Here is a 26,572-nt window from a genome sequence, read left to right on the forward strand (position 1 = left end):
CCTGGGGGCCGACGTCGTTCCGCTGCTGGTCACGGTGCCGGTCGCCCGGCCGTGATGCCCCGGGCGACCGCGGTGGGCGCCGGTCGGCCGGATCAGTAGCCGGCGACCGCCTTCGGGTCGGGACCGTGGGAGTTGCTCTGCCGCTCGCCCTCGGATGCGAGGAAGACGAGCAGGATGATCCAGCCCACGAGCGGGACGAGCCCGATGAAGATCCAGCCGCCCGACCTGCCGGTGTCGTGCAGGCGGCGTACGGTCACGGCGAGCGTCGGCAGCAGTACGGCGAGGCTGTAAAGGCCGCTGAGCCAGCTGCTGTTGTCGAGCAGAGCGGCGGAAATGATCACCAGCACGATGCTGATGATGATGCTGAACAGCGTGAACATCCAGTACTCCTGGCGCCGTGCGCGCCCGCTGAAGCCCACGTAGTTCTTGAGCACATCGAGATACCAGTTCACTTCGGTCCCCCCAAAGTCATGCCCAAAGTCACGCCGAGCGGCCCGTTTTGGTTGACGAGCCGGACCGTAGAACATATGTGGCTTGATGTGGACGGGTCAAGGTTCGGTGCGTGGCGCACAGATGACCGAGCGGGGACGGGTCACTGTCGGACCCTCCCTCTAGGCTCATCCGTATGCCGCCGTCCCAGAAGCGCGCCCGCCGCTACGACTTCGTCAGAACCCGCACCGCCGTGCTGGCCCAGTTCGAGCATGTGAGGGGCGCGGTGACCGCCCTCACGCCCGACCAGCTGGCGCTGCCCACCCGGCTCGGTGACTGGACCGTGCGCGAGCTGGCCGCGCATCTCACCATGGCCGTCGAGAGCATCAGCAGATGCCTCGACCAGGAGCCTCCGGCAGCCCAGGAACTGACCTTGCTGGAATGGCCGTTCGCCACCGCCCCGGTCGCCGGCCAGATCTCCGACGACGTCCGGGCGCTCGCCGCCGCCTCCACTCCGGAAGAGCTGTTCGGCCGCACCGCCGCCCGGATCGCCGAGCGGCTGCCCGGCGCCGACGGCGAGCGGCTGCTCGCCACCCGCGTCGGCGCGATGCGGCTCTGCGACTACCTGGTCTCGCGCTGTGTGGAGCTGGTCGTCCACACCGACGACCTGAACGCCGCCGCCGGGCTGGAGATCCCGTACGACCGACAGGCCCTGGCCGCCTGCACCCGGCTCCTCGCGGACGCCCTCGCCGTCAAGGCCCCGGGTGCGTCGACGGAGGTGCGGGTCCCGCCGTACGCCGTCGTCCAGTGCATCGAGGGCCCCCGCCACACCCGCGGCACCCCGCCCAACGTCGTCGAGACCGACCCGCTCAGCTGGATCCGGCTGGCCACCGGGCGTACGGAGTGGCAGACGGCGGTCGACGGCGCGAAGGTCGCGGCGAGCGGCGAGCGCGCCGACCTCTCGGCTCTGCTTCCGGTCATGAGCTGAACGGAAGCGGAGGAGGAACCGAAGCAGAGGGAGGGGAGCGGAAGCAGAGGAGGAACCGAAGCAGAGGGGGAACCGAAGCAGAGGGGGAACCGGACACCCCACCCGTTCCGTCCAATCGCCATGCACACGCAACGTACAGCCGTCGCCGCCCTGGCCCTCGTCGCGCTGGCCGCCTGTGGCACGGAAAAAGGAGCAGCGGGTTCGAGCACCCCGGCCGAGCCGGATGTCCCCCTCACCGGGACCGGCTGGACCGTCGACAGCGTGACAGCGGGCGGCCAGGTGCGGAAGGCCCCGGCCGATGCCGGCATCGCATTCGAGAAGGGACGGGTGAACGGCTCGTCCGGCTGTAACCACCTCAGCGCGCCGGTCACGGTGAGGGGCGCCACCCTCACCGTCGGCGCCGCCACCAGCACGCTCATCGGCTGTCCGAAGAACCTGCAGAGCTACGAGACCGCTCTCCGCAAAACCCTCACCGGCAAGCTCGCCGTCCACCTCAGCGGCGGGAAGCTCACTCTGCGTACACAGAAGGGCGACTCCGTGACCCTCACGCGGAAGCCTGCGGAGCGGACCCCTCCGCTCGTCGGGACGGCGTGGAAGGTGGACGCGCTGACCGACGGCGCGAGCATGTCCACCCTCCCGCCGGGCACGGCTGGGAAGGCCCGGCTGACCTTCGTCAAGGACGGTTCCGTCCGCGGGAACCTGGGCTGCAACAAGGTCAGCGGTATGGCAAAGGTCACGGGGAGCACCGTCACCTTCGGGCCTCTCACCACCACCCGCATGATGTGCAAGGGGCCCGCCATGACCCTGGAGAGGCAGCTGCTCAAGGTCCTGCACGGGCCTGTGCGCTACGGAATCCAGCACCATGTGCTCACGCTCACGGCCCACGGCGGGACCGGAATCCGCGCCACCGCATAGCGCCGCTTATCGGTCAGAAGGGGCGTCGCGACGGATCCCCAATTCGGACCAGTGGTCGATCTCGCCTACACTCGGTGGCGTGCCTCGTGGTGATGGACGACTCAACCACGACCTGCTCCCCGGAGAGAAAGGCCCCCAGGACGCTTGTGGCGTCTTCGGTGTCTGGGCTCCGGGCGAAGAGGTCGCCAAGCTCACCTATTTCGGACTGTATGCCCTGCAGCACCGTGGACAGGAGTCCGCGGGCATCGCAGTGAGCAATGGGTCCCAGATCCTGGTCTTCAAGGACATGGGTCTGGTCTCACAAGTCTTCGACGAAACCTCTCTCAGCTCTCTTCAGGGCCATATCGCGGTGGGCCATGCCCGCTACTCCACCACCGGAGCATCGGTGTGGGAGAACGCGCAGCCCACCTTCCGTGCCACCGCGCACGGATCGATCGCGCTCGGTCACAACGGCAACCTGGTCAACACGGCCGAGCTGTCCGCACTCGTCGCCGAGCTGCCCAAGGAGCAGGGCCGCTCCACGCAGCTGGCCGCGACCAACGACACCGATCTGATCACCGCGCTCCTCGCGGGCCAGACCGATGACGACGGCAAGCCGCTGACGATCGAGGAAGCAGCCCCCAAGGTGCTGCCCGAGGTCAAGGGCGCCTTCTCGCTCGTCTTCATGGACGAGAACACCCTGTATGCGGCCCGCGACCCGCAGGGCATCCGCCCGCTGGTCCTCGGCCGTCTGGAGCGTGGCTGGGTGGTGGCATCCGAGTCCGCCGCCCTCGACATCTGCGGCGCCGCCTTCGTCCGCGAGGTCGAGCCCGGCGAGATGATCACGATCGACGAGAACGGTCTGCGCAGCGTCCGATTCGCAGAAGCGAAGCCCAAGGGCTGTGTCTTCGAGTACGTCTATCTGGCGCGCCCCGACACGGACATCGCCGGCCGGAACGTCTACCTCTCGCGGGTCGAGATGGGCCGGAAGCTGGCCGCCGAAGCTCCGGCGGACGCCGATCTGGTGATAGCGACGCCCGAGTCGGGCACGCCCGCCGCGATCGGTTACGCCGAGGCCAGCGGGATTCCGTACGGCTCGGGCCTGGTCAAGAACGCCTATGTCGGCCGGACCTTCATCCAGCCGTCCCAGACGATCCGCCAGCTCGGCATCCGCCTCAAGCTCAACCCGCTCAAGGAAGTCATCCGCGGGAAGCGCCTGGTGGTCGTCGACGACTCGATCGTCCGCGGCAACACCCAGCGCGCCCTGGTCAAGATGCTCCGTGAGGCGGGCGCCGCCGAGATCCACATCCGGATCTCCTCCCCGCCCGTGAAGTGGCCCTGCTTCTTCGGAATCGACTTCGCCACCCGGGCCGAGCTCATCGCCAACGGCATGTCCGTGGACGAGATCGCGACCTCGATGGGCGCCGACTCCCTCTCGTACATCTCCATCGACGGCATGATCGAGGCGACGACCATCGACAAGCCGAACCTCTGCCGCGCCTGCTTCGACGGCGTGTACCCGATGGAGCTGCCCGATCCCGAGCTGCTCGGCAAACAGCTGCTGGAGACCGAGCTCGCGGCCGGACCGGCGAGCACCGCCGCCGCCGAAGCGCTCCGTCGCCCGTAAGCCCCGCAGGACGACACGAAAGTCCCAGAACCATGTCTGCTGAATCTTCCGAGCGCGCTCCGCACCAGGCCGCCGGTGCCAGCTACGCGGCTGCCGGCGTCGACATCGAAGCCGGTGACCGCGCCGTCGAGCTGATGAAGGAGTGGGTGAAGAAGACGCAGCGCGCGGAGGTCGCGGGCCTCGGCGGCCTCGGCGGATTCGCCGGCCTCTTCGACGCCTCGGCCCTGAAGCGGTACGAGCGGCCGCTCCTCGCCTCCGCCACCGACGGTGTCGGTACGAAGGTCGACCTCGCCCGGAAGATGGGCGTGTACGACACCATCGGCCACGACCTCGTGGGCATGGTCGTCGACGACCTGGTCGTCTGTGGCGCCGAGCCGCTCTTCATGACCGACTACATCTGCGTCGGCAAGGTCTTCCCCGAGCGTGTCGCCGCGATCGTGAAGGGCATCGCCGAAGGCTGTGTGCTGGCCGGCTGCGCGCTGGTCGGCGGCGAGACCGCCGAACACCCCGGCCTGCTCGGCGAGGACGACTTCGACGTCGCGGGCGCCGGTACGGGTGTGGTCGAGGCGGACCGGCTGCTGGGTCCCGAGCGGATCCGCGAGGGTGACGTCGTCATCGCGATGGCCTCGTCCGGACTTCACTCGAACGGGTACTCGCTGGTGCGCCATGTCGTCTTCGACCGGGCCGGCTGGACGCTGGACCGGGAGATCGCGGAGTTCGGCAGGACGCTCGGCGAGGAGCTGCTGGAGCCGACCAGGATCTACTCGCTGGACTGCCTGGCGCTGACCCGTACGACCGAGGTGCATGGCTTCAGCCACATCACCGGCGGCGGCCTCGCCAACAACCTGGCCCGGGTGATCCCGGACCATCTGCACGCCACGGTCGACCGTTCGACCTGGACCCCCGGCGCGGTCTTCGACGTCGTCGGCAGGGCCGGACAGGTCGAGCGCCTGGAGCTGGAGAAGACCCTGAACATGGGGGTCGGCATGATGGCCGTCGTCCCCGCGGAGTCGGTGGACGCGGCGCTGGCGACCTTCGAGGACCGGGGCCTGGACGCCTGGGTCGCGGGAGAGATCACCGGCCGCGGCGATCACGCCACGGGCGCCGAGCTGACCGGGGACTACGCCAAGTAGGCGGCCGGGAACAGGTCAGGACAGGGACGGACCGGGACCGGTCGCCCGGAGTGCGTACCGGGTCACACACCGGTTCGGTGCGGACGCGGCGGACCGCCCGGGTCCGCACCGGCGGTGCACCCGGTGTCCGCACAGGGTGGACAGCACTGAACCCGGTCCGTGGCGCAGGCCCTGGACCGGGTCAGTGTGACGGCGCAGCCACAGGCCGCGCCGGGAAATGCTCTGAGGTGTTGTACGTCAAGCGCCGCGGCGCTGAGACGAAGGACCGGACTCGTCGTCCTCGTCCTGATCCTCGTTATAACGATCCGCGTACTGTGCGTACGGGTCATCTTCCTCTTCGTCGTCCTCGAACGGCTCCGCGTTCGGTGGCTGACTCGTAGGAGATGCGCCCAGCTCATTGGCCAGACGTGACAGGTCCGTTCCGCCGCTGCTGTACTTCAGCTGGCGGGCGACCTTCGTCTGCTTGGCCTTTGCCCGGCCGCGCCCCATGGCTCGACCCCCTCGGTGACGGGGCTCGACGGCCCCAGAGTCTTGACACCCGTTCATGATTCGGAACGGACTCTCCGTGAAGAGTCCGGTCCGTAGGGCTTCAACGGTACCTGCTTCCGCGGCCATACGGTACGCCGTCCGCAGGTAGCGCCGCTTCACAGAACCGGCGAGGAGCCCCGTCCTCGCTGGTCAACTGCGATTTTAACCTCTTCTCGGCGGCCGACCCGCCGACGGGGGTGAGTCACGTCTCCCCGACAGCGGGTCAGTGGGCCCGTACGGTCAGTGACTGCGGGAACGGGCCGCCGCCATGCGCTGCTCGGCGATCCGGTCGGCCGCCGCGGCCGGCGGAATACCGTCTTCCTTTGCACGTGCGAATATTGCCAACGTGGTGTCGAAGATCTTCGCTGCCTTCTTCTCGCACCGGCCGAAGTCGAAGCCGTGCAGCTCGTCGGCGACCTGGATCACCCCGCCGGCGTTCACCACGTAGTCGGGGGCGTAGAGGATGCCCCGGTCCGCGAGGTCCTTCTCGACGCCGGGGTGCGCGAGCTGGTTGTTGGCCGCGCCGCACACCACCTTCGCGGTGAGCGCGGGCACCGAGGCGTCGTTGAGCGCGCCGCCCAGCGCGCACGGGGCGTAGATGTCGAGCCCCTCGGTGCGGATCAGCGCCTCGGTGTCGCCGACCGAGCTGACCCGGCCCGGGTGGCTGCCGGTGACGCGGCGCACGGAGTCCTCCCGTACGTCCGTGACCACCACATCGGCGCCCTCGGCCAGCAGATGCCCGACCAGATGGTGGCCGACCTTGCCGACGCCCGCGACGCCGACCTTGCGGCCGCGCAGCGCGGGGTCGCCCCACAGGTGCTGGGCGCTGGCCCGCATCCCCTGGTAGACGCCGAAGGCGGTCAGCACCGACGAGTCGCCCGCACCGCCGTTCTCGGGGGAGCGGCCGGTGGTCCAGGCGCACTCGCGCGCCACCACGTCCATGTCCGCGACATAGGTGCCGACGTCGCAGGCCGTCACGTACCGCCCGCCGAGCGAGGCGACGAACCGGCCGTAGGCCAGGAGGAGTTCCTCCGTCTTGATCAGCTCGGGATCGCCGATGATCACGGCCTTGCCGCCGCCGTGGTCCAGGCCGGCCATGGCGTTCTTGTAGGACATTCCGCGGGCGAGGTTCAGCGCGTCGGCGACGGCTGCCTCCTCGTTCGCGTACGGGTAGAAGCGCGTGCCGCCGAGGGCCGGGCCCAGGGCGGTGGAGTGGATGGCGATCACGGCCTTGAGGCCGGAGGCGCGGTCCTGGCAGAGGACGACCTGCTCGTGCCCACCCTGATCGGAGTGGAACAGGGTGTTCAGCACGTCCACACGGGCGCCCGGGGCGCCCGGGGCGTCGGGGACGAGTACGCCGGTCATATCGGTCACGGTGGTGACTCCCAAGTACGAGGCGGCGGCCCTCTTACGGGTGGAGAGGGCCGGATGGCAGCAGATTAGGCCCTGCGCGTCCACGGATCAGGCGCAGTGCCGAGGATCACCCCCTCGTGGCGCAACGACATGGGACGATTCACCTTATGGCGGTGGTGTCCTCAGTGATCGTCCCCTATACGTCCTACCTGCGGGTGTACGAGCCCTTGGCGGCCTTCCCGGAGGCCGAGCGCGACCACTGGGCCCGCTATGCGCGGCGCAGCGACCTGCCGACGGCGCAGGACGAACTCCGGCGCTCGCTGGCCGATCTGCTGCCGACGCCTCCCGTCGCCGTTCCGGTGCACGAGAGCGCCGACGCGTTCGTGGCCGAGCTGGACGGAGTGGTCTGCGTCTGCCCCTGGCGGACCAGGCTGCGCGGCTGGCAGGCCCTGGAGGCGATGGCGGGGCAGTACCCGGAGCCGGTGCTCGACGTGGTGCTCCCGCCGGTGGTGCGCCTCCAGGCGGTCGCCGACTACGGGCGCTGGCTGGAGCGGAATCCGGACGCGAGGCCGTGGATCCGCACCACGGTCTGGCATGTCCCGGTGCGCTGGTTCACGCTCTTCGACGACGAGGAACGCGAGTACGAGAAGGCCGGTCCCGGCGAAGGGACGGCCGCCGGGGCGCCGCCGGTCCTGCGCTACCGGACGCCGATGGTGCAGGCGAGGCGCCGGCTGGCCCGGTCGCTCAAGACGCTCAGGGAGCACTTCGAGGAGGGGCCGCTCACCGAGGGGCTGGTCGACGTCGGGAAGTGGCTGGAGGACTTCCACCCCAGGTCGCTGGTCGAGCTCGACTACGGCGGCCTGGTGCACGCCCTGTCCGACGAGCAGCTGGAGGAGGACCGGTCGGCCGCCGATGTGGCGGCGGCGGTGGCCGCGCTGCGCGCGGGCGACGAGGAGACCGCGGACGCGGCGTACGAGCGTCTCGCGGACCGCTGGCGGGCCGTCCGGGCGCGGCAGACGGCGAACTGACGGGGTCGCTCGTCCGGGGGACCGCCCGGGTCGGGGACCTAGGTCCTGATCCGGGCCTTTGCGTCAAGCGTGACGGACCGCACTAACTGGGGTCTTGCGCCCATCCCCCACCCTCGTGTCAAAATAGGACAAGGAGTCCGGGGAGGACTCCGTCCGTCCAAGTAAGGGCGGATTCCTCGGCATTGCACTCTATGGGGGGGTCTGATGACTCCTGATGACCATGTGACTGATCGTCACTGGGGCGTGACTGTCCGCTATGACATGGTCCATCGGGCTTCGGCCGCTGATGAGCACCTGAGAGGGCAATTCCATCGGTTTGGCCGACGTGGCTGGACGGATGGTGTAGTTGTAGTGCCGAAGACAAGCCGTTCGTCCTATAACCGACTCGGCCCGTGTCCGCCATTTCGGGCAACGCGGGTCAAGGTGCAGAATTTAGAGGAAAGAACCGAGATGGTTCGGTTCTCCCGAGGAGGCCGCTCATGACCGCTCGCACCCCTGATGCCGAGCCGCTGCTGACCCCGGCTGAGGTTGCCACGATGTTCCGCGTGGACCCGAAGACGGTCACTCGCTGGGCGAAGGCGGGCAAGCTCACGTCCATCCGAACGCTGGGTGGGCATCGCCGGTACCGCGAGGCTGAGGTCCGTGCTCTGCTCGCGGGCATTCCGCAGCAGCGCAGCGAGGCCTGAACACCCTAATAAATCGGGCGTTTTCGGGTCTCCCAACCTGATTCGCCCCGTTATAGCTCCACTTGACGGCCGTCCGCCCCAACGGACTTCCGTTTTTGATCGCGCTGGACTCCGCCGGGTCCAGCGCGATCTTTTTTGTGTCGAGCCCCACTCGGCGCCGTACGGGACTGTGGCGGTCCGCCCGCCGGCCGCCCGCAAGGTGCTCGTACGGGGCCGTCTGCCGGGCTCTCAGGGCCTGTTGGGGACCGCCCGATTCCGCCCTGTCGTCCCGTTGTCGGTGCAGCGCCGGAGGCTCAGCGTGTGCCGCCGGTTACGTCTCGCACAGAAGTGCAATTGCACATATTAAATTGGGCTGTTGTAGGGAGGGGTTAAGTTCACTACTTTTCAAAATTGTTTGCGTGACACCCGTCACATAGCAGAGCACTTGCCAAACCTGAGCCTGTCACGGAAAGACCCGGCGGGCGGCATGGTTCACCGGCGTGCCGGTGGACGTTCCTCTGGGTTCGCGGCGTTGGCAGCGTTCGCAGCGTTCTTATCGTTCCTGTCGGGCGCAGATGGCTCCATGGCGAGCCGCAGCAGCCGGTGGCAGACCGCGCAGTGCCGGGTGAGGTGGCGGTAGCCCACAGCGGCCGCCAGATGGGCCCGTAGCAGTGCCCGCGTCTCGTGCCGCGTCGCCGTCGTCATACGCCGACCTCCTGCCGCCGTCCGGGGCCCCGCCGCTCCGAATCCCGGCTGCCCTGCGGACCTCTGCTGTCTGAGTACCCGCGTGCGGGACGCGCCGTCAAGACGCGTGCGCGGGCGGCAGTGGTCCGGAACGGCAGCCGGAACAGCAGAAGGGCCCGCATCCGGTGAGGATGCGGGCCCTTCTGCTGTGTTGTTCTACTGCGGTCCTGACGGGATTTGAACCCGCGGCCTCCACCTTGACAGGGTGGCGAGCACTCCAAACTGCTCCACAGGACCAGGTTTCGCAGCCCCTCCGTACGAGAATCTCGCACGGTGTTGCTTCCGTTCGGCTGCGAGACAGACTGTACAGGAGGTCGGGCCCCCCGGTCGAACTGGCTGCGGGCCGACTGCGGACCGCACTGAGGACCGGCTGCGGATGCGCTGCGGGCCGGCTGCGGATGCGCTGCGGGCCGGCTGCGGACAGCTCAGCGGACCCCGGCGACCACCGCGTCGATCGCCTTCACGATGCGCTTGTCGGAGACCGTCTGCGCCGTGCCGAGGGCGTGCGCGAAGTAGCTCACCCGCAGCTCCTCGATCATCCAGCGGATGTCGAGCGCCTCCTTGGGCACCGGCCGCCCCTGCGGCAGCTGCTCAAGCAGCCATGCGTACTCGTCCTGCATCTCGTGGACCTTCTCCATCCGCGTGGTGTCGCGCTGGACGGCCGTCGGCATCTGCTGGAGGCGGCGGTCGGCCGCGACCAGATAGCGCATCAGGTCCGGCAGCCTGCGCAGTCCGGTCGCGGTGACGAAGCCCGGCTTGATGAGCGTCGCCAACTGGGTCCGTACGTCCGCCAGGTTGGCGACGAGCACCAGGCTGGTGGTGGACTTCAGCCGGCGCTCGGCCGCCTGCCAGGCCGCCAGGATCTGCTGGACCTGGTCGACCGTCCTGATGGTCGTCTCGACGAGGTCGGCGCGCACCTTCTCGTACAGCTTGCGGTACGACTCCTCGTCCCAGGCGGGCCCGCCGTGGTCGGCGATCAGCTGGTCCGCCGCCGCCATGGCGCAGTCCTCGAAGAGCGCCTGGACCGAGCCGTGCGGATTGCGGGACAGGGCCAGTTTCGCCTGGTTGCTGAGCCGGTCGGACGCGAACTTGGCCGGGTTCACCGGGATGTTGAGCAGGATGAGCCTGCGGGTGCCCCGCCACATCGCCTGCTGCTGTTCGGCCTGGGTGTCGAAGAGCCGTACGGACACGCTGTCGCCCGCGTCGACCAGGGCCGGGAAGGCGCGGACCGGCTGGCCGGCCCGCCTGGTCTCGAAGACACGGGAGAGCGTGCCGACCGTCCAGTCGGTGAGCCCGGTCCGCTCGACCGACTCGCCGGCCGGGCCCGCCGTCGCCGCTGCCGCCTTGGAGATCGCCTGGCGGGCCTTGGGGCGCAGCCGGAGCTTGAGCGCTTCGAGGTCCTTGTCCTCGGCCACGTTGCGGCGCCGCTCGTCGACGATGCGGAAGGTGATCTTGAGGTGGTCCGGCACCCGGGAGAGGTCGAAGTCCTCGGCGGTGACCGGGACGCCGACCATGCGCTGGAGCTCCCGGGCGAGCGTCAGCGGCAGCGGCTCCTGGAGGGGCACCGCGCGGTCCAGGAAGGCTCCCGCGTAGTTCGGCGCGGGCACGTAGTGGCGGCGGATCGGCTTGGGCAGCGAGCGGATCAGCTCGGTGACCACTTCCTCGCGCAGCCCCGGGATCTGCCAGTCGAAGCCGTCGGGTGTGACCTGGTTGAGCACCTGGAGCGGGATGTGGACCGTGACGCCGTCCGCGTCCGCGCCCGGCTCGAACTGGTACGTCACCCGGAACTTCAGCTTCCCCTGCCGCCAGGAGTCCGGGTAGTCGTCCTTGGTGACGGCCCCGGCCTTCTCGGTGATCAGCATCGAGCGCTCGAAGTCGAGCGCCTCGGGCTCGTCCCGCTGCTTGTGCTTCCACCAGGAGTCGAAGTGGGCGCCGGAGACGACGTGTTCGGGGATCCGCCCGTCGTAGAAGTCGAAGAGCGTCTCGTCGTCCACCAGGATGTCGCGGCGCCGTGCGCGGTGCTCCAACTCCTCGACCTCGGCCAGGAGCTTGCGGTTCGCGGCGAAGAACTTGTGGTGGGTGCGCCAGTCGCCCTCGACCAGGGCGTTGCGAATGAAAAGTTCCCGGCTGGTCTCCGGGTCGATCCGGCCGTAATTGATCTTGCGCTGGGCGACGATCGGTACGCCGTACAACGTGACCCGCTCGTACGCCATCACCGCCGCCTGGTCCTTCTCCCAGTGCGGCTCGCTGTAGGTGCGTTTCAGCAGATGCTGGGCGAGCGGTTCGATCCACTCCGGCTCGACCTTGGCATTGACCCTGGCCCACAGCCGTGAGGTCTCCACCAGCTCGGCGGACATGATGAAACGCGGCTGCTTCTTGAAGAGCGCCGAGCCGGGGAAGATCGCGAACTTCGCGTTCCGGGCGCCCAGATACTCGTTCTTCTCGGTGTCCTTGAGCCCGATGTGCGAGAGCAGCCCGGCGAGCAGCGAGGTGTGCACCGCCTGCTCGGGCGCGTCCTCCTCGTTCAGCCGGATGCCCATGGTCCTGGCGACCGAGCGCAGCTGCGCGTAGATGTCCTGCCACTCGCGGATCCGCAGGAAGTTCAGATACTCCTGCTTGCACATCCGGCGGAAGCTGGAGGAGCCGCGCTCCTTCTGCTGGTCGCGTACGTAGCGCCAGAGGTTGAGGAAGGCCAGGAAGTCGGAGGTCTCGTCCTTGAAGCGGGCGTGCTGCTGGTCGGCCTGGGTCTGCTTCTCCGCCGGGCGCTCGCGCGGGTCCTGGATGGAGAGCGCGGCGGCGATGACCATCACCTCGCTCACACAGCCGTTCCGGTCGGCCTCCAGGACCATCCGGGCCAGCCGCGGGTCGACGGGCAGCTGGCTGAGCTTGCGCCCTTCCTGGGTGAGCCGCCGCTTGGGGTCCTTCTCCTTGGGGTCCAGCGCGCCGAGTTCCTGGAGCAGCTGCACGCCGTCGCGGATGTTGCGGTGGTCCGGCGGGTCGATGAAGGGGAACTTCTCGATGTCGCCGAGGCCGGCCGCGGTCATCTGGAGGATGACGGACGCCAGGTTCGTACGGAGGATCTCGGGGTCGGTGAACTCCGGGCGGGCGAGGAAGTCGTCCTCGGTGTACAGCCGGATGCAGATGCCGTCCGACGTACGGCCGCAGCGGCCCTTGCGCTGGTTGGCGCTGGCCTGCGAGATCCGCTCGATGGGCAGCCGCTGGACCTTGGTGCGGTGGCTGTAGCGGGAGATACGGGCGGTGCCCGGGTCGATCACGTACTTGATGCCGGGGACGGTCAGCGAGGTCTCGGCGACGTTGGTGGCGAGCACCACCCGTCTGCCGCCGCCTGACGGGCGCTGGAACACCCGGTGCTGCTCGGCGTGCGACAGCCGCGCGTACAGCGGCAGCACCTCGGTGCGCCGCAGGTTCCGCTTGTTCAGCGCGTCGGCGGTGTCCCGGATCTCGCGCTCGCCGGAGAGGAAGACGAGCACATCGCCGGAGCCCGGGCCCTCGTCCTGGAGCTCGTCGACCGCTTCGCAGATCGCGGTGATCTGGTCCCGGTCGCCCTCGTCGCCCTCCTCCTCCAGGAGCGGGCGGTAGCGCACCTCGACCGGGTATGTACGGCCGCTGACCTCGACCACCGGGGCGTCGCCGAAGTGCCGGGCGAAGCGCTGCGGGTCGATGGTGGCCGAGGTGATGACGACCTTCAGGTCCGGCCGCTTCGGCAGCAGCTGGGCCAGATACCCCAGCAGGAAGTCGATGTTGAGCGACCGCTCGTGTGCCTCGTCGATGATGATCGTGTCGTACGCGCGCAGTTCGCGGTCCGTCTGGATCTCGGCGAGGAGGATGCCGTCCGTCATCAGCTTGATGAAGGTGGCTTCCTGGTCGACCTGGTCGGTGAAGCGGACCTTCCAGCCGACGGCCTCGCCCAGCGGGGTGCTCATCTCGTCCGCGATGCGCTCGGCGACCGTGCGCGCGGCGATCCGGCGGGGCTGGGTGTGGCCGATCATGCCCCGGACGCCGCGTCCCAGCTCCAGACAGATCTTCGGGATCTGGGTCGTCTTGCCGGACCCGGTCTCACCGGCGACGATCACCACCTGGTGATCCCGTATCGCCTCGGCGATCTCGTCCTTCTTCCGGCTGACCGGAAGCTGCTCGGGGTAGCTGACGGTGGGCACCCGGGCAGCCCGGCGCGCCATGCGGGCGGTGGACTTCTCCGCCTCGGCGGAGATCTGGTCCAGCGCGGCCTGCCGGGCCTCTGGTTTACGGATACGGCGGGCGCCCTCCAGGCGTCGGCCGAGCCGGTGCGCGTCGCGCAGCGACAGCTCGTTGAGCGTGGCCTGGATATCAGCGAAGGAAGTAGACATACCTGATCCAGGATCTCACCCTGCGCAACCCGCTGGCGAATGGATTTGAGTGCCCTGATGTGGGCGTGTATGTCCCTAATACGTGGTTTAGCTTGGTTCCATGCCCGACGAGACGGAACACCACGGCGACCGCGGCGCCCACGGCAGGCACCCGACCGGGGCCGAGCGGTGGGAGGAGTTCCGGAAGTCGCCCTTCGTGCCGGCGACCGTGCTGCTGTTCATCCTGGCGGCCGCCGCCGGGCTCTTCGCGGGTTCGTACACGTACTTCATGGCCAACCCGACCCCGCACCGGGTGCCGACCGCCGTCGTCGGCTCGTACGAATCGCCCACCGGGAAGCGGTTCATCGACGGGATGGAGCAGGCGCTCGACGCCTCGCTCGAACTGCATGTGTACCCGACGGACGCCCAGGCGCGGCGGGCCGTGGACCAGCAGAAGGTCTTCGCGATCGTGCATGTGCGGAGCAGTGCGGTGCGGCTCGACGTGTCCGGGGCGTCCGGCGCCTCGGTCGCGCAGGTGCTCGTGGAGTCCGCGCCCGCGGTGGCGAAGGCGACCGGTGTCCCGGTCCGGGTGACGGACGTCAACCCGCTCCAGAAGGGCGATCCGCGGGGGCTCGCGCTCTTCTACATCTCGCTGGCCGCGGTGATCGTCGGCTTCGTCGGCGCCATCCAGCTCTCCGTGCACGCCCGCGGTCTCAACCCGGCGGAGCGCATCGCGTACATCATCGCCAACGCACTGCTCGGCGGCTTCGCCATCGCGGCCGTCGTCGACTGGTGGCTGGGCGCGCTGGATCTGCCGTTCACGGAGTCGTGGCTGATCCTGGCCTTCACGATGTTCACGTCCGGCATGGTCTTCACGATGTTCAACACCCTCATCGGCCGCTGGGCGATGCTCCCCACCTGGGGGCTGATGGTGCTGCTCGGAAACCCGTCGTCGGGCGGTGCGGTGTCCTGGCCGCTGCTTCCGTCGACGCTGGGTCATATCGGGCAGTGGCTGCCGCCGGGCGCCTCGGTCAACGCCCAGCACACCGCCGTCTACTTCGGCGGCTACCAGCACGCTTTCCCGTTCCTGGTGCTCGCGGGATGGTCGCTGGTGTCGTGTGCCGTCTTCTGGACCTGGCGCCACCGGCACCCGGGCGGGCGTACGGTGCTGGGCGGCCGGCGGGCTTAGGGAAGCACCCGGGTACGCGAAAAGCCCCGACGCGTGGTCGGGGCTCTCGAAGCGGTGGCTGGGGCCGGGATCGAACCGGCGACCTATCGCTTTTCAGGCGATCGCTCGTACTAACTGAGCTACCCAGCCTTGGGGTATCCCCTGCTCGGAGAGCTTGGGGAAGCAGCCTAGGCTGCAGCGGTCCTGACGGGATTTGAACCCGCGGCCTCCACCTTGACAGGGTGGCGAGCACTCCAAACTGCTCCACAGGACAATATTTGCATATGCGAATGAATCCGCATATGCAAGGTTGTGCGTGCCCCCAACGGGATTCGAACCCGAAGGCGTTACCTTGCTGGCCTGGGGAGATGTGTGAAAGCCCAGCCACCACGCCCGTTTGCGTCCTTCTGAGTCTGGCTCGATCCTGCCCCCGTGCTGACATATCAGCACGGGGCGGCGTGACGTTGTGACTGCAAATCTCAGGTCGCTGCGGTGGCCTCCGGCGCCTCTGATGCTCGCCCCTGTCGACCGTGATCCTCTTGCCGGAGCCGTGCGCTACGGCCGGGCTGCAGCCGACGCTGCCCGCGATGAGCGGCTCGGCCGGGCTATTGAGCTGACCTGACAGTCGAGACTGTTTGAGCCCGAGGACTCTCGGTACGCGTCGTGGAGGATGCAGAGGACGATCAAGAAGGCCACGGCGCGTCGTGAGAATCGCTCATCCTTCTGGGACAGAGACACCTTCCGCCACGGCACGGAGTTCCTGGAGGGGGTCGGGCAGTTCTCCTGGGTGGCGCGAATCGACGTCAACAGCTGGCGCTGGTGGCACTGGCCCATGGCGCTGACCCCGCCGCTCAAGAGGTGGCAGCTGGAGCGCTGAGCTCCGGTCCCGCTCACCGACTGCTGTCCATTTCCCACCCCGAGGACTGGAGCGAGGCGTCGGAGGAGTTCAGACGGGGCGACTACTTCAAGGGTGCAGAGGCCTGAGCGGCACCGAACGCACGTCGGCGGAAGGGAGGTCGCTCAGGAGTCGGGCTGCGGGGCCGCCAGCCACTCGCCCGCAGTCTGTGCCGTCGCCCTCAGCTGCGGGTGCTCCTGCACGATCTCTCGCTGCCGCTCGGCCGGCAGCCCGAGCTCGTGCAGCACGTTGAGGATCACGACCGCCGTGGTCACCCTGACGATGGCGATCAGTTCCTCGAACGAGTGGCTCGGCGTCCTGCCCTCGTGCGCGAGGTCGTTGCGCGCCCGCGTCGTCCTCCTCGCCCAATGGCCAATGTCCGGCATAAGGAGCGCGATCGCTTCTTGGCCGGGGCGCTCGGCGAGCGCTTGGAGCCGGTCCCGGAGTGTCGGGTCGTTACGGATCGCACCCCGGAACCGGTCGCGATGCTCTTCTGGCACCTGCGCGAGCATCGCCTCGCGCATCTCCTTGAATTCCGCTTTGGGGAACGGCTTCTCGTCGATGAGCAGGCCGCGGTGCAGCACCTCGGCAGCGCCCACCGCCGTCAGGAGGTTGTTCTCAACGAAGCTGGCCGACGCGTAGCGCAGGCCCAGGATCATGTTGGTCGCCGCCTTCAGGCGGCCGTGCGCCTCGCACCAGCGGGGCACGACCTCCTCGAACGGGAGCGACGCACAGGTGAAGAACGCGCGGTTGGGGTCGACGGCCTTGGCATCACGCTTGCCGAGCACGGCGGGCGAGTAGAGCACGTCCGCGTGCTGACGCGGCGCGAGGCGACCGTTCGGCCGGGCCGACTCGGTCCCGGCCACCTGCAGCCGGAGCCAGATCACGCCAGCTGCACGGTGCGTCGCCAGGGCGATCAAGTCCTGTACGAGGCTCGACGTCGCCCACGCCGCACTCACGGAGAACGGAGCTGCCGGGACAGCTCGCACGAACGCCGTGTCCCGCATGCGCCCCACGGTCCCGCCCTTGCGCTGGTCGAAGAACGGCAGAGTATGGCGGTGCTCAAGGCGGAACTCGGTCCCATCGACCACGACCGACTGCGTCTCGACCGGCTCCACGGAGAAGCTCCCGGTCCCGTCGATCTTGCCGTCTGGAGCGCCGAGGAAGCCTTTGAACACGGACGATGACGCCCAGAGCCCGAGGTCCTCGACCGAGACCTCGGCCGCGGAGAATGCAGCGTCCTCCTCGCCGCTGACATGCGCGCCGATGATCGCGGTCATCGCCGCCATGGTCTGCTTGTCCGGGCTCTTCACTCGCGCGAACAGGGTCCGCTTCCCGCCCTTGGGGACGCAGCCGATGAGGGTGATCTCGCGCTGCTCGGCCGCGCCGTGGATGACGTCCCACGTCCTGGTGCCCTCGTGGTACGCGGTCACCCCAGGAGCAGGGTTCGACGTGATGCGATCCTCGAACGCGCCGATCAACGAGAGCGAGAGGCCGCTCTCGGGGTCGTACCGGAGCACGCCCGGGACCTGTTCGTCAGGGTCGTCCGGCAGCCACCAGGATCCAGCCCATTCGCCGGGCTCGTCAAGGTTCAGGGGGTCGTTGGCCATGGTGCTCAGCGTTGCATCTTGGGCCAGCTACTTCTTGCCGCTCCCAGATGTTCCCCGTAACGGAACTCCGCTCTGTCGCCGCCATTTCTAAGCGTAGGGACCGAGGAACCGCTTGCCGTTGAGGTGGATCATGTGCGTCGGGTCAGACGCGCACCACGCCTCCGTCTCCCAGGCGAGTTCGGCGAGGAATTTGCGCATTGTCGGGCGGTCCGGGAAGCAGGACACGTAGACCAGGCCGGCGGTCGACCCAGCGAACAGCGCCTGGAGCTCACCGTGGCGCTTGCCGTCGACCGGTCCGTGCGTCGAGGCCGCCTCCATCAAGAAGAGCCAGTCCTTCTCCTCCTGGTAGACCACCAGGTCGGGCAGCTTGCCGTGGGTGTCGACAGTGACCCCGAGCGATGCGAGCTTCTGCTCGTCGAAGTGCATGAGCTTCTCGTCGGCGTCACCGATGTAGAGCACCTCGCCACCGGGCACGAAGAACCCGCAGAAGTCGTCGATCATCTGCTTGATCAGGACGTTCTGACCACCGCCTCCGAGCGAGAGTTCCATTCCGCCGGGGAGCGTCACGGGGATGCGGGTCAGGGTCCGTGCGGCCTGATACATCGACAGCAGGCCCGGAGCCGCAGCGAGATACTCCTGGAGCGCATCGGCGAACGCAGGCGTGCCGTGGAGCCTGATGACCTCGAGCGCCTTGGGATTGAGGCGGTAGTTGTTGGCACTTGAGTTCGTCGGCCGGCCAGGGTCGTCATCGTTGTAGATGACAAATCCGGCGTCGCGGAACTGGTGCAGCGTCTGTCGTCGGTAGGTCTCGCGCGTGTTCTCGGCGATCTCGTGCCCGAGCTGGTCACGAATCCAGTCGAGGATCGCGCGGACACCGAGCATCTCGTTCGTTGCGTCGGCCCATGAGGAGTCTTGCTTCATCTGAGCAAGGGCAAGCAGCGTGCGTCCGCTGCGGTCGTTGGAGCGTCCCTTGTCAAAGCCGAAGGCCTTGAGGATCTTCTTGGCTTCGTCGAGCCGTGTCATGCCTTTACCTCCGTCGGCGCGAGAACGGCTTCTACCGCAGCGTCGATCTCCAGTTGGTCGCGCGAGGTCACCGCCGACAGCTGCCGCAGCTGGTCGAGCGAGGGGAAGCGCATCTGCCGCAGATCGGTCGCATTCACCTGCGTGTGGCCGGAGAAGACGCGGAAGTAGCTGTCGAGTTGTGTCGAGTTCAGGAAGACCGACAGACCGTTGGCGACTTCGGCTTCCAGACCGTGGCCGTCTTGGTGGACGTAGTTGAGCTTGTTGTCGAAGGCGACCTCGCCCTCTGATCGCCAGACGGCGCTAACGACGCGCCGGCGCTCCTCCTTGGCAGAGAAGCGCTTGATCAGCACATAGTCGCCCCCAGGCACTAGCAGCTTGGCCGCGTCGGCTGGCTCGGCGTGGAACCATTCCGGCTTCTTCGCACCGACGGGGTGCTGCGTGACCCCACCACGGATGTGCGTGGCATTGACCATGGGCACTGCACCGTCGATGTGTTCGTGGTGCAGCATCTCGCGGGAGCGGAAGTCGACGACCCGGCCGGTCGAGACCGTCAGTCCGAGATCGGCCAACGTGTGGCGGGCGTGGGTGCTCATCCACGCGACGGCCTGCGCGTCGCTCTCGGTCGCAGGAACGTGAATGAAGTCGGGGGTCACGATGTCCCCGTAGGCGACCGTGCGAGAGGATGGCGTGCTGTTGTGATCGTGCGAGGTATGGACGACGACCTTGTCCGGGGTGCGGCCGCGCGTCGCCGAGACCACGATGGACTCCTGGAGCACGCCGGTATCCCCGAAGACCTTTGAACGGCTCTCGAAGGTATGGATCGCGTCGATGCCTGCCGCGCCCACGAAGCCCCGGCGGAACGCCGCGTAGTAGGGGCCGTTCATCCAGGAGCGCGGGGTGATGGCGACTTGCTGGCCACCGTCGACGAGCAGCCGCAAGCCAAGGTCAAGGAATGCCGCGTAGATGTTCGGCACGATGATCTTCGCGCTGCGCAGAAGGTTCTGGGGCTCGCTCCCAGTGCGGAGCTTCGCGTAGGGCGGGTTCTGGATGACCAGGTCGAAGCGCTGGTCGGTGGTTAGCGCCCAGGCCAGGAAGTCTGCGTCGACGAGCTCCGTGGTGACGCCTTCGACCGTCTCGAGGTCGCCCAGAGTCTCCACCAGTGCAGCGTGGAGGACGGCGTCGTTCTCGACAGCGACGAGGTGGACGGGCAGGCCAGGGCGCTCAACGCGGAGCCGGTCGACGAGAGCTGCTGACAAGATCCCGCTGCCGGCCCCGGGGTCGAGCACTCTGATGCTCTCGATCTCGACGACGCGCGGCAGCCCAGCGATGATCTGAGCCGCGAGGTGCGGCGTGAAGTACTGGCCGCGCTGCGCCTGTTCTTCAACATCGAGTCCGACCAAGGCAGTCCTGCGGCGCTCTTCGGCCCGCTTGAGGAGCTCCACGCTCATACGACGACATCCTGTCTCTCGGATGTGTCAATCATGCCGGAGGGCTCCGACACCTCAGCACACTGAGGCATCACTTCTTGCCCCCTCCAGAGGTTCCTCCGTGCTTGATTCACGCCGTCCCCGTGAAACCCCAGCTTGATTTACGCCGTCCCCGTGAAACCCCAGGCAGACATTTTCGCGGGGGCGACGTGCTCCGTCACGGGTCCCAGTGGTCACCCAGCAGCTCTCTTGTGCCTTCCTGAGGCTTCCCGTGGCGCTGCTGCCCGAAATGTAACCGGAGCCCGGGGGCGAAGGTGAGCAGCGAGGTGCCGCTCTTCTCTGGCCGGGTCGGCCCTCCCCGCCTGAGTGCCGGCTGCTCGGCGTGAGTGAGCGTGTCCCGTGCGGCGTCCCGCTGATAGCGTAGGTAGATGCCGACCGTGTTGGTCTCCGCAATCTGTCTGTCCAGGTACGCGAGGATCGCGCGGAGGCGCTGTGCGCGCTGACCCCCTGGCCGAGGGCCTTGCCCGGCAGGCCACGGCCATCCTCGTCTTCGGCACTAGTCCGCGGGCCGCCTTCTCAGAGCAGACCACCCGTGCCCCGGCCTACCGTCACCCTGCTCTGGTCTGACAGGGCGGCATGTGTCGCACTTGAAGTAGCACGGGTGCTGCGCGGGAGAGGGAGGGTTCGGCAGCCCGGAACCTCGGCAGTCCGGTGCTGACATGTCAGCACACGAAGCCTCTGGGGGCGATTGCGGCCAAGGGTGGTCTTTGCTCAGGCAAGCAACGAGAACGTCCCGGACGGCATGCTGTCCCGGGACGTTCTCAAGGTGGTGGCTGGGGCCGGGATCGAACCGGCGACCTATCGCTTTTCAGGCGATCGCTCGTACCAACTGAGCTACCCAGCCACGCAGTTCACAAAGGTGAGCTGCAAGCGGTCCTGACGGGATTTGAACCCGCGGCCTCCACCTTGACAGGGTGGCGAGCACTCCAAACTGCTCCACAGGACCAAGCAATGTGCGAGAAATATTCTCGCACACAGTTGTGCGTGCCCCCAACGGGATTCGAACCCGTGCTACCGCCTTGAAAGGGCGGCGTCCTGGGCCACTAGACGATGAGGGCTAAGGGCCCGCCTGGGCGCTTTGCAGCGCGTCGGGGACGTCCGAAGCATATGGGATGGCGGCGCGGTTCGCCAAAACGGTTTGGACGGGCCGGCAAATGGGGGGCGGCGTCGCGGGGTCTGGCACGCTCATCTGCGGCGTTGTCGTCAATCAACAACTCCCCCAGCCTCCGGCCGGGGGGACCCCCCACCGCGTTGCCTCAATCCTCCGCCTTGCAGCTGGGCTCGGCATCCAAAGATCAATTAAAGAGCCGAGACGGAGTGAGCGAAGCGAACACAGTGCACCAGACCCCGCTCGTCCACCCACCCCCATTTGCCGGCCCGTCTTAGCGCGACGTGGGCGACGGCTTCGCCCCCGGCAGGTTGTCGTCCGGCAGATGCCTGCTGACCTCGGCCGTCGTCAGGCCCAGGCCGCCCAGCGTGATCTCGTCCCAGGCCTGCAGACGCCGGGTCGACCGGTCCAGGTAGAGCACCGACGCGAGCACCTTCTCCGGGTGCTTGTTCTGTACGGCGCGCAGCCCGCCGCCGCCCGTCGAACCCTCCACCTTCAGCCGGGTGCCGAGGGGGAGCAGCTGGTTCTCGCGGTGGTGCACATGCCCGGCGAGCACCAGCGGGACCGTGCCGTCCGTCTCGCGGGCCGCCTGGGGCTCGTGGGCGACCGCGATGTCGACGGGGGTGCCGGCCCGTTTCTGGTCCTCGATGGCGGAGGCGAGCCGGATTCCGGCCAGCCGTTCCGCCGCGTCACCGCCGGGTACGACCGAGCGGTCCGGGGTGAACTGCGGGTCACCGGTCCCCGCGATCCGCAGGCCGCCGACCGTCACGGCGCTGCCGTTGTCGAGCACATGCACATTCCGGAGGTGCTTCAGATACTTCTGCGTGGTGGCCGAATCGTGGTTGCCGCGTACCCACACGTACGGCGCTCCGAGGTCCGGCACCGGGTCGAGGAAGGTGTTCTCGGCGGCGCTCCCGTGGTCCATCGTGTCGCCGGAGTCGATGATCACGTCGATCTTGTACTGCTTCACGAGCGAGCCGATGATCTGCCACGAGGCCGGGTTGAGATGGATGTCGGAGACGTGCAGCACGCGGATCGTGCCGGGATCCGGCTGGTAGGCGGGGAGGGTCGACGTGGCGTCGTACAGCTTCGTCACGTTGGTGACGAGGCGCGCCAACTCGTCCTGGTAGACGTTGAAGTCGGTGACGATCGAGCGTGCGTTGCCGACCACCTGCGGTGCGGACGAGAGCAGCCCGGAGAACTTCGGCTCAAGCAGCGACCTGGGGTTCCAGGTCGCGTACGCCGTGGCGCCCGAAGCCGCGAGCAGGACGAGCGCGAGACCGCCGGCCGCCAGGGCGCGGCGCGGCCTGCGGTAGACGACCAGGCCGAGCGTGGTGGCGCCGATCACCACGGCGGCGCAGGAGCGTACGGCCAGGTCGAGGGTGCTGTGCTCGACGTCGTGGGCGATCTCGCCCTGGAGGCCGGAGATCCGTTCGGGGTGTTCCACCAGGGCCCGGGAGCGGACCGGGTCGAGGCGGTCCACGTCGACGTCGAGCCGGATGGGTGCCGTGTGCGAGTCGAGTGCGAGTGCGCCCAGCGGCGAGACGTTGATCTTGGTGCCGCCGGTGAGGGAGGGCCGCAGCGTCATGGTGGTGTCCACCGGGCCGACCTGCGACCGGACATTGCCCACGACGAGCAGCCCCAGCCAGGCGCCGAGCAGCACGACGGTCACCATGACGGGGCCCCGGAGCCAGGGGTGCGGGCGGGGGGCGAGAGAGAGTTCGCGCGGTGCGGAACGGGGCCGGGTGGCCGGACGGGTGGTCCAGGTGCGTGGCCGTCGGGCGCGTGGCCCCCCGCTGCGGGGACGGCGCGCGCGCAGTGCCCGGACGGTACGCAGCGCCCGGAGTTGCCGTAGACGGTCGGCGGCGGCCATTCCTGCGGTATGCCCAGGAGGCGGAAGTCCCATGCGGACCCGGCGCATACGGGGGAACTACGGGACAATGGGCGGGTGCTGGAGATGACGCGTGAGGAGTTCGAGGAACTGGTCGCCGAGGCGCTGGACCGCATCCCGCCGGAGCTGACCCGGCTGATGGACAACGTCGCGGTGTTCGTCGACGACGAGCCCGGGTCCGACGACCCGGAACTGCTCGGTCTCTACGAGGGGACACCGCTGACGGAGCGCGGCGAGTGGTACGCGGGTGTCCTGCCGGACCGGATCACCGTCTACCGGGGGCCGACGCTGCGGATGTGCTCCTCGCGGGAGGCAGCGGTGGCCGAGACGGAGATCACCGTGGTGCACGAGGTCGCACACCACTTCGGGATCGACGACGAGCGGCTGCACGCGCTGGGGTACGGCTGAGCCACGAGCGGCTGCACGCACCGGGTGCGGCTCAGCGGGGGCGGAGGTGACCGTGCGTAGGGACCGGCCGCCGGGCGTGTCCCTTCCGGGGGCCGGGGAGTTGGGCAGGGCGGTCCCACCCGGTCCGTTCCCGTCAGCCCGCTCCCTCCGGAGGTGCGCCCCGTGCGCCAGTTGCCTGTCCCCGCCCGGTTGATCGCCGCCGTGATGACGGTGGCGGCGTCGGCGGGCTGTATGAGCGTCACCGACCACCCCGGCAGGCCCGCGCCGTCCGCCACGAAGGGGACGCAGCGCACGGACGCCCGGCCGGACGGCGCGGCCGCCGCCCCCGACGGCGGTGGGCGCGCCCGGGTGCACGGCGGTGTGGCCGGCGGGAGTGACGAGGGTCCTGACGGGCAGCCTGCGCAGGGGGAGTCCGCCCGGAAGGCCGCGGGCGGGAGCAGGACCGGGACCGTGGGGAAGGGCGGCGGCGCGGAGCCGTCGGCGGATCCGTCGGGGCCCGGTGCTCCGCGGCCGGCCCGGCCCGGACACCCGCGGCCCGGGCGTCCGCCGGGGCACGGCGGCGGGCCGTCCGGCCGTCCCGCGCCCCCCGCCGGCAGCCCCACACCGCCCGGGCAGCCGTCGGACCCGCCGCGGACGAGCCCGACGCCCGGTCCCGGCAGCTCGCCGCCCGGGGCCACGACGGCCCCGTCGGTCGGGCCCGCCAAGCGGTCCGAAGCGATGCTGATTCCGCTGGCATCGCCGCAGGCCGAGCCGGTGCAGCAGGCCGGGTTTGCCAGGAAGGGGGAAGGGTGAGTATGGTAGTAGATCGTTTGATCCCATTGCCCGGCGCCACTGTGTTTCTTGATCAGCAAGAGACGAAGAGCGCCCCGAGGCGCGTACTCTCCCTTACCGTGACTGGTCCGCATTGAGGCGGTCGAAATAGCGATTCACGGAGTTATGGGCGCGTGCCGAAACTCCGGAAGGTTTCGCATTTCGCATGTCCAATTTCAGTTCTGACCACGCCGTCATGCCCGAGAACGACGAGATCGTCGCCGACGCCGAGGCTGTCGTGGTCGAGGTCGAAGAGGCCGTCGCCGAGGCCGTAGCCGCCGAGGACACCGCCACTGAGGCCGCAGTCACCGACGAGACCGCCACCGGCGAGTCCGTCACCGACGAAGAGCCCGCCGAGCCGACCGTGACCTTCGGGTCGCTCGGTCTGCCGGACGGCATCGTCCGCAAGCTCGCCCAGAACGGTGTCACCGCGCCCTTCCCGATCCAGGCGGCGACCATCCCGGACGCCCTGGCCGGCAAGGACATCCTCGGCCGTGGCCGTACCGGCTCCGGCAAGACCCTCTCCTTCGGCCTCCCGCTGCTGGCGACGCTCGCCGGTGGGCACACCGAGAAGAAGAAGCCGCGCGGCATCATCCTCACCCCGACCCGTGAGCTCGCGATGCAGGTCGCGGACGCTCTCCAGCCGTACGGCGACGTGCTCGGCCTGAAGATGAAGGTCGTCTGCGGCGGTACGTCGATGTCCAACCAGATCTACGCCCTGGAGCGCGGCGTCGACGTCCTCGTCGCCACCCCGGGCCGGCTGCGCGACATCATCAACCGCGGCGCCTGCTCGCTGGCGAGCGTCCAGGTCGCCGTCCTCGACGAGGCCGACCAGATGTCCGACCTGGGCTTCCTGCCCGAGGTCACCGAGCTGCTCGACCAGATCCCCGGCGGCGGCCAGCGCATGCTCTTCTCCGCCACCATGGAGAACGAGATCGGCACGCTGGTCAAGCGCTACCTGACCAACCCGGTCAGCCACGAGGTGGACAGCGCGCAGGGCAACGTCTCGACCATGTCGCACCACGTCCTCGTCGTGAAGCCGAAGGACAAGGCGCCGGTCACGGCCGCCATCGCCGCCCGCAAGGGCCGCACGATCATCTTCGTACGGACCCAGCTGGGCGCCGACCGTATCGCCGAGCAGCTCGTCGAATCGGGCGTCAAGGCGGACGCGCTGCACGGCGGTATGACCCAGGGCGCCCGTACCCGCGTGCTCGCCGACTTCAAGGACGGTTACGTCAACGCGCTCGTCGCGACCGACGTCGCCGCCCGCGGTATCCACGTCGACGGCATCGACCTGGTCCTGAATGTGGACCCGGCCGGGGACCACAAGGACTACCTGCACCGTTCGGGCCGTACCGCCCGCGCCGGCAAGTCCGGCACGGTCGTCTCGCTGTCGCTGCCGCACCAGCGCCGCCAGATCTTCCGGCTGATGGAGGACGCGGGCGTCGACGCCACGCGCCACATCGTCCAGGGGGCCGGGGCCTTCGAGCCCGAGGTCGCCGAGATCACCGGCGCCCGTTCGCTGACCGAGGTCCAGGCCGACTCCGCGAACAACGCCGCCAAGCAGGCGGAGCGCGAGGCCAAGGACCTCACCCGTGAGCTGGAGCGCGTCCAGCGCCGTGCGACCGAGCTGCGCGAGGAGGCCGACCGTCTGGTGGCGCGTGCCGCCCGCGAGCGCGGTGACGACCCCGAGGCCGCTGTCGCCGAGGTGCTGCAGGCAGCCGAGGCCGAGATCGCGGCCGCCGTGCCGGAGCAGCCGAGGGCGGAGCAGCGCGAGGAGCGCCGCGACGACCGTGGCAACTTCGGACGCCGTGACGACCGGGGTGGCGACCGTGGTGGATACCGCGGCGGCGACCGTGGTGGTGACCGCGGTGGCTTCCAGCGCCGTGACGACCGCGGTGGCGACCGTGGTGGTTTCCAGCGCCGTGACGACCGGGGTGGCAACGGTGGCGGTTTCCGCCGCGATGACCGTCCGTCGGGTGGTTCCGGTGGTGGGTTCCGTGGTGGCGAGCGTCGTGACAACGACCGTCCGTCCGGTGGCTTCCAGCGCCGTGACGACCGGGGTGGCAACGGTGGCGGTTTCCGCCGTGACGACCGTCCGTCGGGTGGTTCCGGTGGTGGGTTCCGTGGCGGCGAGCGTCGTGACAACGACCGTCCGTCCGGCGACCGCCGTGACGACCGCGGTGGTGACCGTGGTGGTTTCCAGCGCCGTGACGACCGCCCCACCGGCGGCCACCGCGGCAGCGACCGTCCGTTCAACCGCGACCGCCGTGACGACCGCCCCACCGGCGGCTTCCGCTCCGGCAGCAGCGACCGTCCGACCGGCCGCCGCGACGACCACCGCACGACCGGTACGGGCACCGGCACCGGTTCGTTCGGCCGCCGCGACGACAAGCCGCGCTGGAAGCGCAACGGCTGACCCACCTGCCCGGCGTGA

Annotated in this window: 20 protein-coding genes and 6 tRNA genes; 11 read left to right on the plus strand and 15 right to left on the minus strand. The window is 68.9% G+C overall.

The features are described from left to right. Positions 1-92: 92 nt before the first annotated feature. A complete protein-coding gene (locus tag OG385_RS16480) occupies positions 93-452 on the minus strand; it encodes a DUF805 domain-containing protein (RefSeq protein ID WP_266855407.1) in 360 nt (119 codons plus the stop codon). A gap of 173 nt (positions 453-625) precedes the next feature. Here OG385_RS16480 and OG385_RS16485 point away from each other — a divergent pair, with 173 nt between their 5' ends. The 4 genes from OG385_RS16485 to purM all read left to right on the plus strand — a co-directional run bounded on the left by OG385_RS16485 (position 626) and on the right by purM (position 5,071). Continuing rightward, entirely contained in the window at positions 626-1,417 is a 792-nt protein-coding gene (locus OG385_RS16485) for a maleylpyruvate isomerase family mycothiol-dependent enzyme (protein ID WP_266855408.1), read from the plus strand. Between the two features lie 120 nt (positions 1,418-1,537). Then, positions 1,538-2,332: an META domain-containing protein gene (locus OG385_RS16490; protein WP_266855409.1), complete on the plus strand. Its 795-nt coding sequence runs from the start codon at positions 1,538-1,540 to the stop codon at positions 2,330-2,332. A 79-nt stretch (positions 2,333-2,411) separates the two neighbouring features. Next, entirely contained in the window at positions 2,412-3,938 is a 1,527-nt protein-coding gene (gene purF, locus OG385_RS16495; protein WP_266855410.1) for an amidophosphoribosyltransferase, read from the plus strand. A 32-nt stretch (positions 3,939-3,970) separates the two neighbouring features. After that, positions 3,971-5,071: a phosphoribosylformylglycinamidine cyclo-ligase gene (purM, locus tag OG385_RS16500; protein ID WP_266855411.1), complete on the plus strand. Its 1,101-nt coding sequence runs from the start codon at positions 3,971-3,973 to the stop codon at positions 5,069-5,071. A 237-nt stretch (positions 5,072-5,308) separates the two neighbouring features. On the opposite strand, the gene OG385_RS16505 is transcribed toward purM, so the two are convergent. Continuing rightward, complete coding sequence (locus OG385_RS16505; protein ID WP_164263978.1) at positions 5,309-5,560, minus strand: DUF3073 domain-containing protein; 252 nt, start codon at positions 5,558-5,560, stop codon at positions 5,309-5,311. Positions 5,561-5,839: 279 nt separating this feature from the next. Then, positions 5,840-6,964, minus strand: a complete 1,125-nt coding sequence (locus tag OG385_RS16510) for a Glu/Leu/Phe/Val dehydrogenase dimerization domain-containing protein (protein WP_266860925.1) — start codon at positions 6,962-6,964, stop codon at positions 5,840-5,842. 155 nt (positions 6,965-7,119) lie between these two features. On the opposite strand from OG385_RS16510, the gene OG385_RS16515 reads away from it, so the two are divergent. Then, positions 7,120-7,980 (plus strand): hypothetical protein, encoded by an 861-nt coding sequence (locus OG385_RS16515; protein WP_266855412.1) that lies wholly within the window; start codon positions 7,120-7,122, stop codon positions 7,978-7,980. 479 nt (positions 7,981-8,459) lie between these two features. Then, complete coding sequence (gene bldC, locus OG385_RS16520; protein WP_003949541.1) at positions 8,460-8,666, plus strand: developmental transcriptional regulator BldC; 207 nt, start codon at positions 8,460-8,462, stop codon at positions 8,664-8,666. Positions 8,667-9,137: 471 nt separating this feature from the next. Here the strand turns inward: bldC and OG385_RS16525 are convergent, their stop codons facing one another. The 3 genes from OG385_RS16525 to hrpA form a co-directional block, all read right to left on the minus strand. Beyond that, a complete protein-coding gene (locus OG385_RS16525; protein WP_266855413.1) occupies positions 9,138-9,350 on the minus strand; it encodes a DUF6274 family protein in 213 nt (70 codons plus the stop codon). Between the two features lie 201 nt (positions 9,351-9,551). Further along, positions 9,552-9,626 (minus strand) — tRNA-Asp (locus OG385_RS16530). A 188-nt stretch (positions 9,627-9,814) separates the two neighbouring features. After that, positions 9,815-13,756, minus strand: a complete 3,942-nt coding sequence (hrpA, locus tag OG385_RS16535) for an ATP-dependent RNA helicase HrpA (protein WP_266855414.1) — start codon at positions 13,754-13,756, stop codon at positions 9,815-9,817. 100 nt (positions 13,757-13,856) lie between these two features. Here hrpA and OG385_RS16540 point away from each other — a divergent pair, with 100 nt between their 5' ends. Continuing rightward, positions 13,857-14,924 (plus strand): ABC transporter permease, encoded by a 1,068-nt coding sequence (locus OG385_RS16540; RefSeq protein WP_266855415.1) that lies wholly within the window; start codon positions 13,857-13,859, stop codon positions 14,922-14,924. A 55-nt stretch (positions 14,925-14,979) separates the two neighbouring features. Here the strand turns inward: OG385_RS16540 and OG385_RS16545 are convergent. Continuing rightward, a tRNA-Phe gene (locus tag OG385_RS16545) sits at positions 14,980-15,053 on the minus strand. 49 nt (positions 15,054-15,102) lie between these two features. Next, a tRNA-Asp gene (locus OG385_RS16550) sits at positions 15,103-15,176 on the minus strand. 397 nt (positions 15,177-15,573) lie between these two features. On the opposite strand from OG385_RS16550, the gene OG385_RS16555 reads away from it, so the two are divergent. Beyond that, entirely contained in the window at positions 15,574-15,780 is a 207-nt protein-coding gene (locus tag OG385_RS16555; protein ID WP_266855416.1) for a hypothetical protein, read from the plus strand. Between the two features lie 143 nt (positions 15,781-15,923). On the opposite strand, the gene OG385_RS16560 is transcribed toward OG385_RS16555, so the two are convergent. The 7 genes from OG385_RS16560 to OG385_RS16590 form a co-directional block, all read right to left on the minus strand. Beyond that, the gene (locus tag OG385_RS16560) at positions 15,924-17,408 is read right to left on the minus strand and encodes a HEPN domain-containing protein (RefSeq protein ID WP_266855417.1); all 1,485 of its coding nucleotides are present in this window, start codon (positions 17,406-17,408) and stop codon (positions 15,924-15,926) included. A gap of 87 nt (positions 17,409-17,495) precedes the next feature. Further along, positions 17,496-18,431, minus strand: coding sequence for a BsuBI/PstI family type II restriction endonuclease (locus OG385_RS16565; protein ID WP_266855418.1), 936 nt, complete (start codon positions 18,429-18,431; stop codon positions 17,496-17,498). After that, positions 18,428-19,879, minus strand: coding sequence for an Eco57I restriction-modification methylase domain-containing protein (locus OG385_RS16570; protein WP_266855419.1), 1,452 nt, complete (start codon positions 19,877-19,879; stop codon positions 18,428-18,430). Before OG385_RS16570 ends, OG385_RS16565 begins: the two co-directional genes overlap by 4 nt. Positions 19,880-20,685: 806 nt before the next feature. Next, positions 20,686-20,762 (minus strand) — tRNA-Phe (locus OG385_RS16575). A gap of 27 nt (positions 20,763-20,789) precedes the next feature. Next, positions 20,790-20,864, minus strand: a tRNA-Asp gene (locus OG385_RS16580). A 39-nt stretch (positions 20,865-20,903) separates the two neighbouring features. Next, positions 20,904-20,976, minus strand: a tRNA-Glu gene (locus tag OG385_RS16585). A gap of 324 nt (positions 20,977-21,300) precedes the next feature. Beyond that, positions 21,301-22,899, minus strand: coding sequence for a metallophosphoesterase (locus tag OG385_RS16590; RefSeq protein WP_266855420.1), 1,599 nt, complete (start codon positions 22,897-22,899; stop codon positions 21,301-21,303). Between the two features lie 75 nt (positions 22,900-22,974). On the opposite strand from OG385_RS16590, the gene OG385_RS16595 reads away from it, so the two are divergent. The 3 genes from OG385_RS16595 to OG385_RS16605 all read left to right on the plus strand — a co-directional run bounded on the left by OG385_RS16595 (position 22,975) and on the right by OG385_RS16605 (position 26,554). Further along, positions 22,975-23,325 (plus strand): metallopeptidase family protein, encoded by a 351-nt coding sequence (locus OG385_RS16595; RefSeq protein ID WP_266855421.1) that lies wholly within the window; start codon positions 22,975-22,977, stop codon positions 23,323-23,325. A 162-nt stretch (positions 23,326-23,487) separates the two neighbouring features. Further along, entirely contained in the window at positions 23,488-24,117 is a 630-nt protein-coding gene (locus tag OG385_RS16600; protein ID WP_266855422.1) for a hypothetical protein, read from the plus strand. A gap of 184 nt (positions 24,118-24,301) precedes the next feature. After that, a complete protein-coding gene (locus OG385_RS16605; RefSeq protein WP_266855423.1) occupies positions 24,302-26,554 on the plus strand; it encodes a DEAD/DEAH box helicase in 2,253 nt (750 codons plus the stop codon). Positions 26,555-26,572 lie beyond the last annotated feature (18 nt).

Source organism: Streptomyces sp. NBC_01306 (genome assembly GCF_026340465.1).
Classification (GTDB): domain Bacteria; phylum Actinomycetota; class Actinomycetes; order Streptomycetales; family Streptomycetaceae; genus Streptomyces.

Bases quoted from the DNA above. Each gene is read 5' to 3' on its own strand.
- OG385_RS16485 (WP_266855408.1), top strand. From the start codon at position 626: ATGCCGCCGTCCCAGAAGCGCGCCCGCCGCTACGACTTCGTCAGAACC.
- OG385_RS16490 (WP_266855409.1), top strand. From the start codon at position 1,538: ATGCACACGCAACGTACAGCCGTCGCCGCCCTGGCCCTCGTCGCGCTG.
- purM (WP_266855411.1), top strand. From the start codon at position 3,971: ATGTCTGCTGAATCTTCCGAGCGCGCTCCGCACCAGGCCGCCGGTGCC.
- OG385_RS16505 (WP_164263978.1), bottom strand. From the start codon at position 5,560: ATGGGGCGCGGCCGGGCAAAGGCCAAGCAGACGAAGGTCGCCCGCCAG.
- OG385_RS16510 (WP_266860925.1), bottom strand. From the start codon at position 6,964: ATGACCGGCGTACTCGTCCCCGACGCCCCGGGCGCCCCGGGCGCCCGT.
- OG385_RS16515 (WP_266855412.1), top strand. From the start codon at position 7,120: ATGGCGGTGGTGTCCTCAGTGATCGTCCCCTATACGTCCTACCTGCGG.
- bldC (WP_003949541.1), top strand. From the start codon at position 8,460: ATGACCGCTCGCACCCCTGATGCCGAGCCGCTGCTGACCCCGGCTGAG.
- OG385_RS16525 (WP_266855413.1), bottom strand. From the start codon at position 9,350: ATGACGACGGCGACGCGGCACGAGACGCGGGCACTGCTACGGGCCCAT.
- hrpA (WP_266855414.1), bottom strand. From the start codon at position 13,756: ATGTCTACTTCCTTCGCTGATATCCAGGCCACGCTCAACGAGCTGTCG.
- OG385_RS16540 (WP_266855415.1), top strand. From the start codon at position 13,857: ATGCCCGACGAGACGGAACACCACGGCGACCGCGGCGCCCACGGCAGG.
- OG385_RS16555 (WP_266855416.1), top strand. From the start codon at position 15,574: ATGCAGAGGACGATCAAGAAGGCCACGGCGCGTCGTGAGAATCGCTCA.
- OG385_RS16560 (WP_266855417.1), bottom strand. From the start codon at position 17,408: ATGGCCAACGACCCCCTGAACCTTGACGAGCCCGGCGAATGGGCTGGA.
- OG385_RS16565 (WP_266855418.1), bottom strand. From the start codon at position 18,431: ATGACACGGCTCGACGAAGCCAAGAAGATCCTCAAGGCCTTCGGCTTT.
- OG385_RS16570 (WP_266855419.1), bottom strand. From the start codon at position 19,879: ATGAGCGTGGAGCTCCTCAAGCGGGCCGAAGAGCGCCGCAGGACTGCC.
- OG385_RS16590 (WP_266855420.1), bottom strand. From the start codon at position 22,899: ATGGCCGCCGCCGACCGTCTACGGCAACTCCGGGCGCTGCGTACCGTC.
- OG385_RS16605 (WP_266855423.1), top strand. From the start codon at position 24,302: ATGTCCAATTTCAGTTCTGACCACGCCGTCATGCCCGAGAACGACGAG.